Annotated in this window: 11 protein-coding genes; 8 read left to right on the forward strand and 3 right to left on the reverse strand. The window is 66.7% G+C overall.

From position 1 onward, the window contains the following. Window positions 1–3: 3 nt before the first annotated feature. Window positions 4–2,373, reverse strand: coding sequence for a glycoside hydrolase family 3 N-terminal domain-containing protein (locus tag sphst_RS16740; RefSeq protein WP_107045855.1), 2,370 nt, complete (start codon window positions 2,371–2,373; stop codon window positions 4–6). Window positions 2,374–2,539: 166 nt separating this feature from the next. On the opposite strand from sphst_RS16740, the gene sphst_RS16745 reads away from it, so the two are divergent. From sphst_RS16745 to sphst_RS16770, 6 genes are all read left to right on the forward strand, one after another. Continuing rightward, window positions 2,540–4,684, forward strand: coding sequence for an alpha-glucuronidase family glycosyl hydrolase (locus tag sphst_RS16745; protein ID WP_234387721.1), 2,145 nt, complete (start codon window positions 2,540–2,542; stop codon window positions 4,682–4,684). Window positions 4,685–4,713: 29 nt separating this feature from the next. Further along, window positions 4,714–5,994: an SGNH/GDSL hydrolase family protein gene (locus sphst_RS16750; RefSeq protein ID WP_051916619.1), complete on the forward strand. Its 1,281-nt coding sequence runs from the start codon at window positions 4,714–4,716 to the stop codon at window positions 5,992–5,994. Between the two features lie 498 nt (window positions 5,995–6,492). Continuing rightward, a complete protein-coding gene (locus tag sphst_RS16755; protein WP_051916618.1) occupies window positions 6,493–9,534 on the forward strand; it encodes a TonB-dependent receptor in 3,042 nt (1,013 codons plus the stop codon). A 137-nt stretch (window positions 9,535–9,671) separates the two neighbouring features. Continuing rightward, entirely contained in the window at window positions 9,672–10,391 is a 720-nt protein-coding gene (locus sphst_RS16760; RefSeq protein WP_056407972.1) for a SapC family protein, read from the forward strand. 5 nt (window positions 10,392–10,396) lie between these two features. After that, window positions 10,397–11,428: a cupin-like domain-containing protein gene (locus tag sphst_RS16765; protein ID WP_082447015.1), complete on the forward strand. Its 1,032-nt coding sequence runs from the start codon at window positions 10,397–10,399 to the stop codon at window positions 11,426–11,428. Between the two features lie 11 nt (window positions 11,429–11,439). Continuing rightward, window positions 11,440–12,942, forward strand: coding sequence for a tryptophan halogenase family protein (locus sphst_RS16770; protein WP_107045940.1), 1,503 nt, complete (start codon window positions 11,440–11,442; stop codon window positions 12,940–12,942). A gap of 36 nt (window positions 12,943–12,978) precedes the next feature. On the opposite strand, the gene sphst_RS16775 is transcribed toward sphst_RS16770, so the two are convergent. Next, complete coding sequence (locus tag sphst_RS16775; RefSeq protein WP_031395601.1) at window positions 12,979–13,470, reverse strand: nucleoside deaminase; 492 nt, start codon at window positions 13,468–13,470, stop codon at window positions 12,979–12,981. Between the two features lie 214 nt (window positions 13,471–13,684). Here sphst_RS16775 and sphst_RS16780 point away from each other — a divergent pair, with 214 nt between their 5' ends. Beyond that, window positions 13,685–13,993, forward strand: a complete 309-nt coding sequence (locus sphst_RS16780; RefSeq protein WP_031395600.1) for a hypothetical protein — start codon at window positions 13,685–13,687, stop codon at window positions 13,991–13,993. 85 nt (window positions 13,994–14,078) lie between these two features. Continuing rightward, a complete protein-coding gene (locus sphst_RS16785; RefSeq protein WP_037528414.1) occupies window positions 14,079–14,315 on the forward strand; it encodes a hypothetical protein in 237 nt (78 codons plus the stop codon). A gap of 54 nt (window positions 14,316–14,369) precedes the next feature. Here the strand turns inward: sphst_RS16785 and sphst_RS16790 are convergent, their stop codons facing one another. Beyond that, window positions 14,370–16,220, reverse strand: a complete 1,851-nt coding sequence (locus sphst_RS16790; RefSeq protein ID WP_107045856.1) for a glycoside hydrolase family 15 protein — start codon at window positions 16,218–16,220, stop codon at window positions 14,370–14,372. Window positions 16,221–16,486: the final 266 nt, after the last annotated feature.

Consider the following 16,486-nt stretch of genomic DNA (forward strand, 5'->3'; position numbering starts at 1 on the left):
CCTTCAGGCGATTTCGAGAGTAACGGTCTTGAGGCGCGTCGAGTCGGCACCAACGGAAATGTCGAACAGACCCGGCTCGACCACCTCGCGCATCGTGATGTCGAAGAACCGGAACGCGTCCGGGCCGAGCGTGAACTGGACCGTCCGGCGCTCGCCGGGGGCCAGCGTCACGCGTTCGAAGCCCTTGAGCTCGAGGATTGGCCGCGCGACGGACGATACCTGATCGCGCACATAGAGCTGGACGACCTCGTCGCCCGCGCGCGCACCGACATTGGTGATGTCGACCGAGACGGTGACACTAGCCGCGATCCCGATCTTCGCCGACGACAGGCGCGGCGCACCGATCTCGAACTTGGTGTAGCTGAGCCCGAAGCCGAACGGGAACAGCGGCGCGGTCGTGTCGAACAGATAGCCGCGACGCGCCGAAGGCTTGGCGTCGTAGAAGACCGGCAGCTGCCCCGTCGACCGCGCGACCGTCACCGGAAGCTTCGCACCTGGGTTGATGTCCCCGAACAGCGCCTCCGCGATCGCGGTGCCCCCCTCCTGCCCGACATACCAGCATTCGAGCACCGCATTGGCCTGCGCCGTCACGCTCGGCCAGGATGGCGGGCGCCCGTTGATCGCGACCACGATGACGGGCTTCCCCGTCGCCTTCATCGCCGCGAACAGCGCATTCTGCTCGCCGAGCAGGTCGAGACTGGTGCGATCGCCGAGATGCGTCTTGGCATAGCCCTCCCGGCTCGTCTGTTCGGTGTCGCCGACCGCGAGCAGGATAACGTCCGCGGTGCTGGCGACGGTTACCGCCTCGGCGATTAGGTCTCGGTTGCGCGCAGGATCGGCCAGCAGCACTTCGTTGGCGGAGCGGTCCTCGCTCTGCGTGATGAAGACGCCCTGCGCGTGCACGACGTCGGCCTTGCCCTTCAACCGCGCACGAACCCCCTCGAGCAGCGAAACGGTCGCCTTGGGGATCGACGAATAGCCACCGAGCCGCGCGACGGCCGCGTTCGGACCGATGACCGCGACGCGCTTGTGCGCCCCCGGGCTGAGCGGCAGGACACCGTCGTTGACGAGCAGCGCGATCGACCGCCGCGCCGCCTCGAGCGCCAGCGCGCGCGCCTCCGCATTGCCGGTCATCCGCGCCGCCGCTTGCGGATCGACGATCGCCTGTTCGAACATCCCCGACCGCATCTTCAGCGTCAGCATCCGCCGGCACGCGGCATCGACCGCCTCGATCGCTACCCGACCGCCGCGGACCTGATCGGCGAGCGAGCGATAGGCCTCGCCGTCCGGCAGGTCCGAATCGACCCCTGCCGCCAGTGCGAGGCGCGCCGCTTCGGCCTTGTCCGCGGCGATGTGATGCAGCGATGCGAGTTCGCCGATCGCCGCATAGTCACTGACGATCGCGCCGTCGAAGCCCCATTCGCCGCGCAGCACGTCGTTCAGCAGCCAGCGATTGGCATGGCTCGGGACACCGTCGATCTCGTTATACGACGGCATCACCGCGCCGATCCCGGTCCGCGCGACGACCGCGCGAAACGGCGGGAAGAAATTCTCGCGCAGTTCGCGTTCGGCGATTGGCGCGGGGGCGACATTCTCGCCGCTTTCGGGCTGGCCGTGCCCGGTCATGTGCTTGAGCGTCGCGAACACCTTGCCGGGTGCCAGCGTCTTGCCCTCGCCCTGCAGGCCGATCACCGAGGCGACGCCCATTTCCCCGCACAGATAGGGATCTTCGCCGAACGTCTCCTCGATCCGGCCCCAGCGCGGGTCGCGGGCGATGTCGACGACCGGCGACAGCGCAAGGACGGTGCCGTGCGCCCGCACCTCGCGCGCGATCACCGCGTTGACCCGGCGGACGAGGTCGCGATCGAACGATCCCGCCAGCGCGATCGCCTGCGGGAAGCTGGTCGCTTCCGGCGCCATGAAACCGTGCAGCGCCTCCTCGTGGAACAGGATCGGAATGCCCAGCCGCGTGCGGGTCGTCGCCCAGCGCTGCGCCGCGTTGACGAACGCGATCGTATCCGCCGGAGCGCGCCATCGCCCGGTAACGGCGGCCCCTGTATTGGCCGCGGTGGCAGCCCCGCCCCGGTCGGACGGCCGCGCGATCTGGCCGATGCCATTGGGATAGGCCGTATCGGCGCGCGCCGGGTCGAAGCGCAGCGCGTCGTCCATCACCTGCCGCTTCGTCGTCGACAGCGTGATCAGCTGCGCCACCTTCTCGTCGAGCGTCATCCGCGCCATGAGATCGCGGACCCGCAGGTCGACGGGCGCGCGGGGATCGCGGTAGACGGGCGACTCCTTCGCGGCGCCGGCCAGTCCGGGGGCCAGACCGGACGTCAAAGTTGCGAGCGATGCCGAACCCAGCCAGCGGAGCATGCCGCGGCGACTGGTCGCGATTGTCCTGAAACTCGTGCCGGTCACCCATCGTCTCCTGTCTTCAAACGCGGCATTGCTGTCGATGCCGTCATCGTGATAGCGATAACATGTTCGACAAGCAGACCCGTTGTCAATGCGGGAGGCTGTGCCGGGAGAGGAAAGAATGATGCGAGTGCGTTGGCTTTGCGTGGCGGTCGCGGTTGCGATGGCGAGTACGACCGGGGCGCAGGCAGAGGACGGCTACGACCTCTGGATGCGCTACCGCCCCCTGGCGAAAGAGGCGGCGACGGCGCTCGACCGGGATGCCGAATCGGTCGAAGTACGCGGCCAGTCGGCGACGTTGCGCGCCGCCGCGGACGAGCTTCGCCGCGGTCTCGCGGGGCTGACCGGGCACGCTTTTGCCATGGGTCCGAGCCCGCATCCGATCCTGCTGGCGACCTCGGCGGACGGAGACGTCGGCCGCCTCGGCCTGCCGCTGAACGACCTCGGCGACGAAGGCTACATCGTGCGGCAGGTGCGTCTCGGCGGCCGCGACGTCACGCTGGTGACGGGGCGTACCGACCGCGGCGTGCTCTACGGCAGCTTCGCGCTGCTGCGCCACATCCAGACCGGCGGGCGGATCGACCGGATCGCGCTCGCCTCGGCACCGCGAGTGAAGCTGCGCGTGCTGAACCACTGGGACAATCTCGATGGCGTGGTCGAGCGCGGCTATGCGGGCCAGTCGCTCTGGGACTGGTGGACGCTCCCCGACTTCAAGGATCCCCGCTACACCGACTATGCGCGCGCCAATGCGTCGATCGGCATCAACGGCACGGTCCTCAACAACGTCAACGCCAAGCCCGACAGCCTGTCTGCCAGCTATATCGCCAAGGCCGCCGCACTCGCCGATGTCTTCCGCCCCTATGGCATCAAGGTCTATCTGTCGGCCCGGTTCTCCGCGCCGATCGAGCTTGGCAAGCTGAAGACGGCAGACCCGCTCGACCCCCAGGTCGCGGCCTGGTGGAAGGCGAAGAGCGACGAAATCTATCGCGCCATTCCCGATTTCGGCGGCTTCCTCGTCAAGGCCAATAGCGAGGGGCAGCCTGGGCCGCGCGATTATCACCGCAGCCATGCGGAAGGCGCGAACATGCTCGCAGCGGCCGTCGCACCGCATGGCGGCATCGTGATGTGGCGGGCGTTCGTCTATGCCGACACCGACCCTGACGACCGCGCGAAACAGGCCTATACCGAGTTCAAGCCGCTCGACGGCAAGTTCGCCGCAAACGTCATCGTCCAGGTCAAGAACGGCGCGATCGACTTCCAGCCGCGCGAGCCGTTCCATCCGCTGTTCGGGGCAATGCCCAGGACACCGCTGATGCTGGAGTTCCAGATCACGAAGGAATATCTCGGCTTTGCGACGCATCTCGCCTATCTTGGGCCGCTCTTCGCCGAGACGCTGGGCAGCGAGACCTTCGCCGGCGGCAAGCGTGCGACGGTCGCCCAGATCGTCGAGGGCGGCGTCAATCGCCACGCGCTGACCGGCATGGCGGGAGTCGCCAATATCGGCCGCGACCGCGACTGGGCCGGATCGACGTTCAATCAGGCGAACTGGTTCGCGTTCGGGCGGATGGCCTGGGATCCGACGATCGGTGCACAGCCGGTTGCGCGCGAATGGGCGGCGATGACCTTCGGGCCGAACCCCACGATCGTCGCACCGGTGACGGACATGATGATGGGCTCGCGCGAGGCGGTGGTCGACTATATGACGCCGCTCGGCCTCGCGCACGTCATGGCCACGGGCCATCATTATGGCCCCGGCCCGTGGGTCGCCGACTTGAAGCGTCCGGAATGGAATCCGGTCTATTATCACCGCGCGGACAAGGCCGGGATCGGGTTCGACCGGACGCGCACCGGCAGCAACGCCGTCGCGCAATATGCGCCAGAGCTTGCCCGCAGTCTCGCCGATCCCGCAACGACGCCAGAACGTGACCTGCTGTGGTTCCATCACGTGTCATGGGACCGGCCGATGGCATCGGGACGCAGCCTCTGGGCCGAGATAGTCCATGATTATGACCGCGGCGTCGGCTATGTCGCGGACATGCGCCAGCGCTGGGACGGACTGCGCGGCCAGGTCGATGCCGAACGCTGGGCCAAGACCGCGACCTATCTGGGCATCCAGGAGCGCGAGGCGCGGTGGTGGCGCGACGCCAGCCTCGCCTATTGGATGTCGGTGAACGGCCGGTCGCTGCCGGCCGGCGCCGCTGCCCCCGCGCATGATCTCGACTGGTACAAGACGCAGCGCCCCGCCTTTGCCCCGGGCAATCCGCAATGAGCGGCCTTCGCAACCGAATGGAGAGCGCGATGACGGTAGGATCTTCGGTCGCTAGGCCGACGGCGTGGCTGTTGGCAGCATTGCTCGCGACCGGCGCGGATGCCCAGCGCGCCGCGCCGGCTCAGCGGTGGACCGGGAGCTGGGGCTCTGCGCAGATGATCGCGACCGGCGACAATGCGCTGCCGGCCGATCGGGCCGGCGCGATCACGCTCCGACAGGTCGTCCGTCTGTCGGCTGGCGGCACGCAGGTCCGCGTGCGGCTGTCCAACGCGTTCGGCACGCAGCCGCTCCGGATCGGCGCGGCGCATATTGCCCGGCCGACCGCTCTCGGCGCCGCGCGTATCGCGGGCGGCACGACGCTTCGCTTTGCCGGACAGGTGACCGCGGTCATCCCGGCGGGTGGGGAGATCTACTCGGATCCGGTCACGCTCGCGCTCGCACCCGGGGCCGACCTCGCCGTCAGCCTCTATCTGCCCGATCCCGCCACGCCCCAGACCGGGCATCCCGGTGCGCGGGCCACCAGCTTCACGGTCGCGGGCAATCACGTCGCCGACCCGCTTCTCGCAGGCGCGACCGCGACGCCACACTGGTATGCGCTCGCCGATGTCGAGGTGGCGGGGCCCCGCATCGCCCAGGTCACCGGCGCGGCACGCCCGACGACGATCGTCACGATCGGCGATTCGATCACCGATGGCTATGGCGTCGCCCCGGAACGCAACACCCGCTGGCCCGACATCCTCGCCGAACGGCTGCGCGCGGCACCGGCGACACGCCCGCTCGGCGTCGTCAATGCCGGCATCGGCGGCAACCGGATATTGCTCGACGGGCTCGGTCCCAACCTTGTCGCCCGGTTCGACCGCGACGTGATCGCGCGCAGCGGCGTCGGCTGGGCGATCCTGCTCGAAGGGGTGAACGATCTCGGCGTCTTGACGCGCGACGCTCCGGCATCGCCCGAAGACCATGCGGCGCTCGTCGCGCAACTGACCGCCGGCTTCCGCCAGCTGGCCGACCGCGCGCATGCACATGGTATCAAGATCATCGGCGGCACGGTGATGCCGTTCGGCGGCAATGACTATTATCACCCGGACGCCGCGCTCGAGGCCGATCGCCAGGCGGTCAACAGCTTCATCCGCAACTCGGGCGTCTTCGATGCGGTGATCGACTTCGACCGGGTGATGCGCGATCCGCGCCGTCCCGACCGTCTCGCGCCGGCGTTCGACTCAGGCGATCATCTTCACCCGTCCGAAGCGGGCTATCGGGCGATGGGTGCCGCGGTGCCGCTCGCGCTGTTCACCACGCCGCAGCGCTGAGCACGCGCCCGGCATGACGGTCGCGCCGGTCCCCCGCCTGTGCCGCCGGACCGGGTGATCAGTTCGCCCGTTCCTGCGGTTGGTCCGAACCTGCCTGAACAGGCCCCGCCCCGCTTTCCAATGACGGGGCAGGTCTCTCCCTGTCTCAAGTATTAAATAATCATATTTAAGTTATTTTATCGGCTATGGCTTTACTGCCACTGTGTCTAAAATACGCGACACAGAATACAGATTACCGTTGACAGTATTCGTGCCCATGGTAGCCCTATCACACACCGCCAATAAGAGCGGTTTCGGAAGGGCTGCGGTCATGCCGCAAAGGGGGAGAGAATGATGAGGGGTTCGTCCATACTCAATGCACTCGTGCGTTCGAGTTCGATTGCCACAGTTGCCGTTTGCCTGCTGAATCCGGCACAGGCCTTCGCGCAAATGGCGCCAGGCACCGAGACAGGGTCGCCTGCGACTGCCGCGCAGCCAGCGCTTCCAGCGACATCCACCGTGCAAGACGCAGGGCAGACCGCGAGCCAGGATCCGCAATCGGCCCCCGGGGACGAGATCGTCATCACCGGCATTCGCGCCAGCCTTGGTCGCGCTATCGACATCAAGCGCAACTCGGCAGGCGTCGTCGACGCCATCTCGGCCGAGGATATCGGCAAGTTCCCCGACACCAACCTCGCGGAATCGCTGCAGCGCGTCACCGGCGTCTCGATCAGCCGCGCCAATGGCGAAGGCTCGCAGGTTGCCGTCCGCGGCTTCAGCGGCGGCTTCAACCTCGTCACCCTGAACGGCCGCCAGCTTCCGGCGACCAGCATCGACACGAGCACCGGCAACGCGTTTGCGACCGGTACGGGTCGTTCGTTCGATTTCCAGAACCTCGCATCCGAGGGTGTCGCCACGCTCGAGGTCTACAAGACCGGCCGCGCCAACATCCCGTCGGGCGGCATCGGTGCGGCGATCAACGTCGTCACCCGCCGACCGCTGTCGTCGAACGAGAGCGGCCTTTCGGGGTCGATCGGTGCCAAGGGGCTGTATGACAGCTCGGTCGAGAAGGCTGAGGGCGATCTGAGCAAGATCACGCCAGAGCTGTCCGGCCTCATCAACTACAAGAACCCGAACGAAACCTTCGGCGTCAATGTGTTCGGCAGCTATCAGCTGCGCGAATCCGCTTCGGTTCAGTCCAACCCCAATTACTGGAACATCGTGCCGCTGGCCGATTTCCTCAACACGGCGGGCGCCTATATCCGGCCGACGACGGTGATCACCAATCGCCCGACGACCGAATATGTCCAGATACCGAACGACAGCCGGTACCAGTTCTCCGAGAACCGCCGCGAGCGTCTGAACGGCCAGGCCAACATCCAGTTCAAGCCGTCCGACCGGTTCGAAATCTCGATCGACGGCATGTATGCCCGCAACAAGCTGAGCGAAGAGCGCAGCGAGCAGACCAACTGGTTCCAGCGCCCGTTCACCGAAGTCACCTTCGACGACAACAAGCAGATGCAGAGCGCCGTGATCCTCGCCGAGTCGATCCAGGCGGACAAGGGTTACGAGCAGCAGCGGTTCGCGACCAAGACCGAGCTCTATTCGGTCGGTGGCAATGTGAAGTGGGACTTCACCGACAATCTGCGGCTGACGCTCGACGCCAACCACGCCAAGTCGAAGACCAATCCGGACAACGCGAACGGAACCTCGGCGACGACGATCTCGATCGGTGCGCCGGTACGCTCCTCGCACAAGGTCGACTTCACCACCGGCTTCCCGCAGCAGTCCGAAACGATCAACGACTGCACGGCAACCAACGGTGGTCGCGGCGGCAACTGCAACAACACGCTCGACATCGCGGATCTGGGCAGCCAGGTCGCGCGGAAGATCACGTCGACCCAGGAAGCCCGGATCAACCAGTTCGGCGGCGACGTCGCCTGGGACCTGGGCGGGGGCAGCAAGTTCAACGTCGGCGGCAACTATATCGACGCGAACATGCGCTCGACCACGGTCAACACGATCCAGACGCTCGGCGACTGGGGCATCACGGATACCGGCCGCGTCGCGGAACTCGCCGGCGATCTCGTCGACACCTTCTGCCTGACCTGCAAGTTCGACAAATATGATCCGAAGTCGACAGGCTCGTCACTGGTCGCCTTCCGCGCCAACGCGGTCGATCTACTCAACGTTTTCGAGCCTTATTATGCCGGTCGCGGCAACGCAGTTTCGCCGAGCCCGTCCTCGGACGATACCGTCGGTGAGAAGACCTGGGCGGCCTATGGCCAGATCACTTGGGCAGGCGAACTCGGCGGACGTCGCGCCAATGCGCTGATCGGCGCCCGCTATGAAAAGACGCGGGTCAAGTCGATCGGTATCCAGTCGGTGCCGAGCGGCATTCGCTGGTCGCAGGACAATGACTTCGCGGTCGATGGCGGGCCGCCCAGCGGCGCCGTCACGGTCAAAGCGAGCTACGACAATGTGTTGCCATCGCTCGATTTCAACATCGAACCGATCGACAACGTCATGGCGCGCGCCTCGTTCAGCCGCACGCTCGCCCGTCCCGACTATGGCAATCTGTTCGCCTCCGTCAGCGCCGGGGCACCGAACCGCCCGACCGCGCTCGGCGCAGCCCCTGCGGGCGCAACGCGCCAGGATCCGGCGCTGTTACCGCTGGTTTCGGACAATTTCGACGTGTCGCTCGAATGGTATTACAAGCCGACGAGCTTCGTGTCGGTCGGCTTCTTCAACAAGGACGTCCGCAACTTCATCGGCAACCAGGTCACCAGCGGCAATCTGTTCGGGCTGCGTGACCCGGGTTCGGGCGCTGCCGGTTCGCGCTCGGGTACCGCGCTGGCCTATCTCCAGGCCAACGGCCTCCCGCTCAGCGATATCAACCTGTTCTCCTACACCGCGTTGCTGACGCAGAACAACGGCAACCAGGCGGCCGCATCCGCCGCGTTCCAGAACAACATCGATCCCGCGACGGGTGGCCTGAGGACGCAGTTCGTCGTCGATCTGGCCAATGCGGTCGATATCGTCGCCGATCCCAACGATCCCCTGTTCGAGTTCGCGATCAGCGGACCGGTCAACAACCGCGAGGGCAACATCCACGGGTTCGAGGTCGCCTGGACCAACTTCTTCGGTCAGACCGGCTTCGGCTTTGCGGTGTCGTACACCAAGGTCAATGGCGACGTGAACGTCGATCCCTATGCCGATCCCAACGTCAACATCTTCGCACTGACCGGCCTCGGCGACAGCGCGAACCTGACCGGCATCTATGACAAGAACGGGCTTTCGGCGCGTGTCTCGTACAACTGGCGCGACAAATATCTGTCGGGCACCAACCAGGGCGGCAACCGCAACCCGCTCTTCACCGCAGCCTTCGGGACGCTCGACGCGAGCATCAGCTACGACATCGCGCAGAGCTTCTCGATCTCGCTCGAGGCGGTCAATCTGACGAGCGAACCGTTCCGCCAATATGCCCGTACCGAGACCAATCTGGTCTATGTGCAGGAACTGAAGCCGCGCTTCTATCTGGGCGCGCGCTACCGCTTCTGAGCACAGGCCGGCGTGCGCCTCGGCGCGCGCCGGACACCGCATCGGGCAATGGAGGGGCCGCAGCACCGTGCCGCGGCCTTTTCCTGTTGTCCGACGCCGCCTGGCTGATAGACCCGGACAAAAAGGGACCGGAGCGGATGAACCCCGTACAGATCAACAATATCGATCATGCCGACCTGCGCGTCAGCCCGCGCGCCGGCGCCGCATTCAATGACGCGGCCAATCAGGCGCTGGTCTTCCCCGCCGAATTCGAGGAACTGCAACGCGAATTCGCGATCGTGTTTCGCCGCCGCGACGAAGGTCTTCAGGCCTATGCGCTGTTCGGGCTCGACCGCGACGAGAATCTCTTCCTCACCGACGACCGCTGGACCAGCCGCTACGTCCCCGCCAGCCACCGACGCGGTCCGTTCTCGATCGGCATGACCCGGTCCGCACCGGACGATGTCGGCGGGGCGATGCTGCAGGTCGATCTCGACGATCCGCGCGTCGGTGACCCGGCGGGTCTGCCGCTGTTCCTCGAGCATGGCGGCAACACGCCCTATCTCGATCATGTCACCGGTGTATTACGGCTGCTGTACGAGGGGATGGAATCCGCGCCCGCCGCCTATGCCGCGCTCGACGCCGCCGGGCTGCTCGCGCCGGTCACGCTCACGATCGATGTCAGCGACGAACGCCGCTACACCGTACCCGACGTGCTCGTCGTCGACCTCGAGCAGCTCGCGGCGCTCAGCGGCCCGCCGCTCGAACAATTGCACCGCTCGGGTATCCTGCGGCTCGCCATTCTTGCCGCGTCATCGCTCGGCAATATTCAGCAGCTGATTGCACACAAGCAACAGCGGCTCGCGGCAGTCGGTTGACCCCGGTGCCCGCCATCACCCGCCGGACACGCGTGATCGAAGGGGCGGACGCGCGGACCCTGCCCGTCGCCGATCTTATCGCGGAGGGCCGCCCGACGATCCTGCGAGGGCTCGCGCGCGACGTGCCGCTCGTCGCCGCGGCGCGTCAGGGCCCCGCGGCCGCGGTCGCCTGGCTCAAGCGGTTCGATGGCGGCCAGCCGGTGACGGCCTATATCGGCGACGCCGCGATCGGCGGCCGCTTCGGATACACGGCCGACTGCACCGCGCTCAACTTCACCCGCGAGCGCGGATCGCTGTCCGCCTATCTCGATCAGCTTCTCGCCCGCATCGACGATGCCGCAGCGCCCAGCATCTATATCGGCTCGACCGACATCGATCAGTATCTCCCCGGCCTCCGGGGCCAGGCGGTGCTCCCCTTCGGCGACCCCGAACTCATCGCGCATCCGCCGCTGGTCAGTATCTGGATCGGCAACCGGACGACCGCCTCGGCGCATCACGACATGTCGAACAACATTGCGGTCACGTTGGTCGGGCGGCGGCGCTTCACGCTCTTCCCGCCCGAGCAGGTAGCCAACCTCTATCCGGGGCCGCTCGAACCGACGCCCGCGGGCCAGGTCGTCTCGATGGTCAATTTCGATGCGCCCGACTTCACCCGCCATCCCGGCTTTGCCGATGCGCTGGCGGTGGCCGAAGTCGCGGAGATGGAGCCCGGCGACGCGCTCATCTACCCGGCCTTGTGGTGGCACCAGGTCGAGGCGCTCGATCCGTTCAACGCGATGATCAACTATTGGTGGAACCCGACGCCGCGCTTCATGGACACGCCGCAGAACACGTTGCTGCACGGCCTGCTCAGCCTGCGCGACCGGCCCGAGCATGAGAAGCGCGGGTGGCAGGCGTTGTTCGACTATTATGTCTTCGGCGATGCGGCCCGCGCCGGCGCGCATCTCCCGGCAGACGCACGGGGCGCACTCGCGCCGCTGGATGCGATGGCCGCGCGAAGGCTGCGCGCCACGCTGTTGCAACGGCTCAATCGATGAAGGGATATGCGATGGATACCCCGCCGAAAACCCGCGTGATCATCGCCGGCGGCGGCACCGCCGGCTGGCTCGCCGCGGCGCTGCTGACGCGACAGCTCGGCGCGCTGATCGACGTCACGCTGATCGAGTCGGACGAGATCGGCACCGTCGGCGTCGGCGAAGCGACCATCCCCACGGTCCAGGCCTTTCACGCACTGCTCGGCCTCGACGAGCGCGCGTTCATGGCCGCCACCGGCGCAACCTTCAAACTCGGCATCGCGTTCGAAGGCTGGGCGCGCCCGGACGATCGCTATGTCCATTCGTTCGGCGATGTCGGGCGGTCCACCTGGATGGGCGACTTCCAGCATTTCTGGCTCGAAGCGCGCGCCAACGGTCTGGCCGGCGACTTTGGCGACTATTGCCTCGAACTCCAGGCCGCAGAGGCGCGCCGCTTTACCATCGGTCAGCAGGGTCCGCAGCTCAACTATGCCTATCATTTCGACGCGGGCCGCTATGCCCGCTTCCTGCGCGAGCGCTGCGAGACCGCGGGGCTGACCCGGATCGAGGGACGGATCGCCGGGATCGATCGCTCGGCCGAGACCGGCCATATCGATGCGGTCGTCCTCGCCGACGGATCGCGCGTCGCAGGCGATCTGTTTCTCGACTGCAGCGGGTTTCGCGGGCTGCTGATCGGCGATGCGCTCGGTGTCGGCTATGAAGACTGGAGCCACTGGCTCCCCGCCAACCGCGCACTCGCGGTGCAGACGACGTCGGTCGAGCCCGCCCGGCCCTATACCCGTGCGATCGCGCACGATGCCGGCTGGCAGTGGCGGATCCCGCTGCAGCACCGCGTCGGCAACGGTATCGTCTATTCGAGCGAGTACCTCTCCGATGATGCGGCCCAGGACCGTCTGCTGGCGTCGGTCCAGGGTCGCCCGCTGACCGACCCGCGTCTGCTGCGCTTCACGACCGGGCGCCGCCTGTGCGCGTGGGAGGGCAATTGCATCGCGCTGAGCCTCGCCGGCGGGTTCGTCGAACCGCTCGAATCGACCAGCATCCATCTCGTCATGACCGCGCTCACCCGGCTGCTCCGCGCCTTCCCCTTCGACGGGATCAGCCCTGCGGTCGTTGCGCAGTTCAACGCGCAGACGCGGCGCGAGATCGAAGGCGTCCGCGATTTCGTCATCCTCCACTATCATTTGAACCAGCGCAGCGAACCGTTCTGGAAGGCCTGTGCCGCAATGCCGATCCCCGACACGCTGGCGGAACGCATCGCGCTGTTCGCCGACGCCGCACAGGCCTATCAGTCGCCGGACGACCTGTTCCGCGTCAGTTCCTGGACCCAGGTCATGCTGGGCCAGCGGCTCGAGCCGCGCGACTGGCATCGCCTCGCGCGGATGATGCCGCCTGAACGGCTCGGATCGTCGCTCGCGGAGCTGAAGGCGGGGATCGCACAACAGGTCGAACGGCTGCCCACGCATCAGGCGTTCGTCGATCGCTATTGTGCCCAGGACGCGCCCGGAGTGGCGGCATGAGCCTGAGCAAATCCTGACCCGACGCGTCGCCTCAGCTCAGAGATTGGCCTGTTCGTCGGTCGGCAGCTCCGCGTCCGGGCCATAATAAAGCACGGCGCATTCGGCCTTAAGACATCCACCTTCGATGACGATGTCGTCGCGATAGGCGTCGTTGATGAAGGCGAGCGTGTCGACGTGCTTCGCCTCGAAATACATCGGATGCACGTCGTCGCGGCCGGCGCCATAGACGACGCGCCCGACTTTCGACCAGATCGACGCCATCGTGCACATCCCGCAGGGTTGCAGCGTCGAGTAGAGCGTCGCCCCGCGCAGTTCGAGTTCGCCCGTATCCTCGCAGGCGCGCCGGATCGCCATCATCTCGGCGTGCGCGGTCGCGTCCGGAAGCTCATGCGTCTGGTTGCGTTCGCCCGCGATCATCTTGCCGTCGAGCACGATCACGCAGCCCAGCGGTGAGGTCGACGGATCCGATCCCTTCGACCGTGCGATCGCGATCGCCTCGCGCATCCAGCGTTCATCATCCTGCATCATGGCGTCACCTCCCGGAATCACCGTGTAACGCACGGAAGCAGGTCTTGTTCGCCCGGTCCGGCAGAGCGAGCCCTAAATCGGCGATCGGCCTTTGCCGCCGGGTCAAATTCTTCGAAACGGCTGGGCGAAATCCGCCGATGCGCGTTGTCATCACGCGTTGCAGGACGGCCGATAGCCCGTCGTGCAGGACCTTTCGCATCCCGAGGAGCCATTGATGCCGACCACTCTCAAAGCCAAGTTCGACACGCGCCGCGAAGCCGAGATGACGGTGGAACGTCTCGTCCAGGAAATGCAGGTCGAGCGGACCGACATCTTCATCACGACCGACGGCGCAGACAACAGCGCTGGCGACGAAAGCGCGGGCGCCGACACTGCAGGCGATAATCCCACGCCCGCGTCGCGCGCCGATGCCGCGCTCGAGGGCAAGATCATCGTTTCGGTCGATATCGCGGACGCCGGGCGCGCAAGCGACATCAAGGCCGCATTCGCCGAGTTCGACGCCTCCGAGGTGGCAGAGCGTTAAACGCCGTGAGGGCGGGGCGGACGACAAGGTGTCCGCCCGCCCCTGCGACCGTCTTTACTCCCTCCCCGACACCATGGAATCCGACATGACCGACACCACCGCCATCATGGCCCGCCAGCGCGAGATCGCGTCCGAACATCTGCTGTTCAAACTGATGGAATATGTCGAGGCACAGCACCCGGGGCTGCTCGACTTCATGGAAGCCAGCCTCGACCATCTCGGCGACCCGGCGACCGACGAAACCAAGGATGATGCCGGCGTGCGTCAGATCGCCGCGCGCATGATCACCGGCGCGCGCAAACAGGGCGTCGACGCGGGCTGAATAGTCCGGCGACAGGCTGACGGCGGAGCGGCGAAACGCCGCCCCGCCCCACCGCTAGCAGGCGTCCTGTCCGCCAAGCACGTCGAGCGCCATGACGTGCGCAAGGTGCGACAGACCCTGCGGCAGGTTGCCTAGAAACATGCCCGTCTTCGGATCGGCCATTTCCGTCATGATCCCGACACCGCGATTAAGCGCCTCGGAAATGCCCGCAAGCGCCGCCTCCGCCCGATCACGCTGGCCGAGTAGCGCACGGGCCTCGATCATCCAGAAGGTGCACGCCAGGAAACAGCCTTCCTCGGCCAACACGTCGCTGTAGCGATAGTGATAGGGCCCTGCCCCGAGTTCGCGGTCGATCGCGTCGAGCGTCTTTTCCAGCCGCTCGCGCCCGTCGAAGCCGAACCGCACCGCCAGCGCGAGCGACGCGTCGAGCTTGTCGCTGCCGGGGTAGAAGACGAACGCCTGCTTGGTCTCGGACCAGCATTCGTCCTCGATCCACTGCGCGATCCGGTCGCGTTCGCGCGACCAGCGATCGCGGCACGTGGTCGGCAACTGCCCCTGGTCCGCCAGTTCGACCGCACGCGCCAGCGCCTGCCAGCAACTGATCTTCGACATGGTGTAATGCTGCGACTCCTCGAGCTCCCAGATGCCGGCATCCTTCTGCCGCCACGCGTCCGCGCACCGGTCCGCCAGGTGCGACAGCAGCTCGGCGCTCGACGCATCGAGGATATTGCCGCAGCTGACGAAGCGGGCGGCGGTCTCGAATATGTCGCCATAGACGCCGTGCTGGTTCTGGTCGGTCGCAGTGTTGCCGACCTGCACGGGTTTCGACCGCCGATATCCCGGCACGTCGATTTCGCTCAGATCGGGGACCAGCGCGCCGTCGAGTGTGTAGCAGACGCGCGGCCCGTGTTCGGCCAGCCGCTTCAACAGCCAGGTGAACGCCGCCTTGGCCTCCATCTGCGCCCCCGCGGCGAGAAACGCCTTGATCGTATAGCCGGCGTCGCGGATCCAGGCGTAGCGATAGTCGTAATTCTTCTTGCCGCCGATCCCTTCGGGTACCGAGGTGGTCGCGGCGGCCGCGATCGCACCGGTCGGTGAATAGAGCAGCAGCTTCAGCGCGAGGACGCTGCGGATGAACGCGGGGCGCCGTTCGCCGTCATAGTCGATCCGGTGCGACCATTGCCGCCATTCCGCGTCAGAAATATCGATCCGCTCGTCGATGTCGGCGATCGTCGGCACGACCAGCGGCTCGTCCTCACCCGCGACGATCGCGACGACCTCGCGCTGGCCCTGCGCGACCGTCAGCACGCCCGTCACCGCCTCGTCAGCGCGCTCCACGACGACGCCATCGCTGTGCAGGAACAGCCCCAGCACGCGGTCGACATGGAAGACCGGATATTCGCCGATCTTCGACTGATAGGGGCTCGCCCCGCTGGCCCTGCGTCCCGGGCGCATCTCGATGCTGAACCGGACCGCTCCGTCGAGCCCGTCGATCCGCCGTGCAAGTTCGGTCCAGGGCAACCGGCCCGCGGTACCGCTGTTCATCGACTCGGTCAGGCGCGCGCGGCCGCCGTCCGTGATGAAGAGCGTCTCGAGCACGTTGCTGCCGGGCAGATAGCGGCGCTCGACGGTGAACGGCTCGGTCGGGGTGATGCTGAACCGTCCCCCCTCCTCCGGATCGAGCAGCCGGTCGAACAGCGGCTGCGAATCGAGATTGGGCACGCACCACCAGTCGATCGACCCGTCCGCCCCCGACAGCGCGACCGACCGCCCGTCGCCGAGCGCGCCATAATCCTCCAGCCGCAGATAGCCGTCCTCACGCACCCCCTCGCGTACATCGCTGCGCGCGGGTCGGGTGGTGGCGCGCAGCACGTCGCTGGCCAATGCGGCAAGGGTCTTGGCCATGGAAGTGTCTGTCCGATCGCGTCTTTGCCCCCCACCAGGCCGGGTATTCGGCGCTGGGGAAGCCGTGGTCGGACATGAACGTCGCGGCGTGCGCCAATATCCCGCCCCGACGCTATTTTCCTGGCAGCAGCCCGCAACGCGCCGACCGGGTCCGCCCGCCGCTCAGAGCGGGGACACGTCCGGCATGAAGATATAGCCGTTGCCACGTACCGTCCGGATCAGTTCGGTGCGATCGTGCCGCTGCACCTTGCGCCGCAGCCGGCTGA

It is taken from the genome of Sphingomonas sp. STIS6.2, assembly GCF_000732685.2.
In the GTDB taxonomy this organism is placed as follows: Bacteria; Pseudomonadota; Alphaproteobacteria; order Sphingomonadales; family Sphingomonadaceae; genus Sphingomonas; species Sphingomonas aerolata.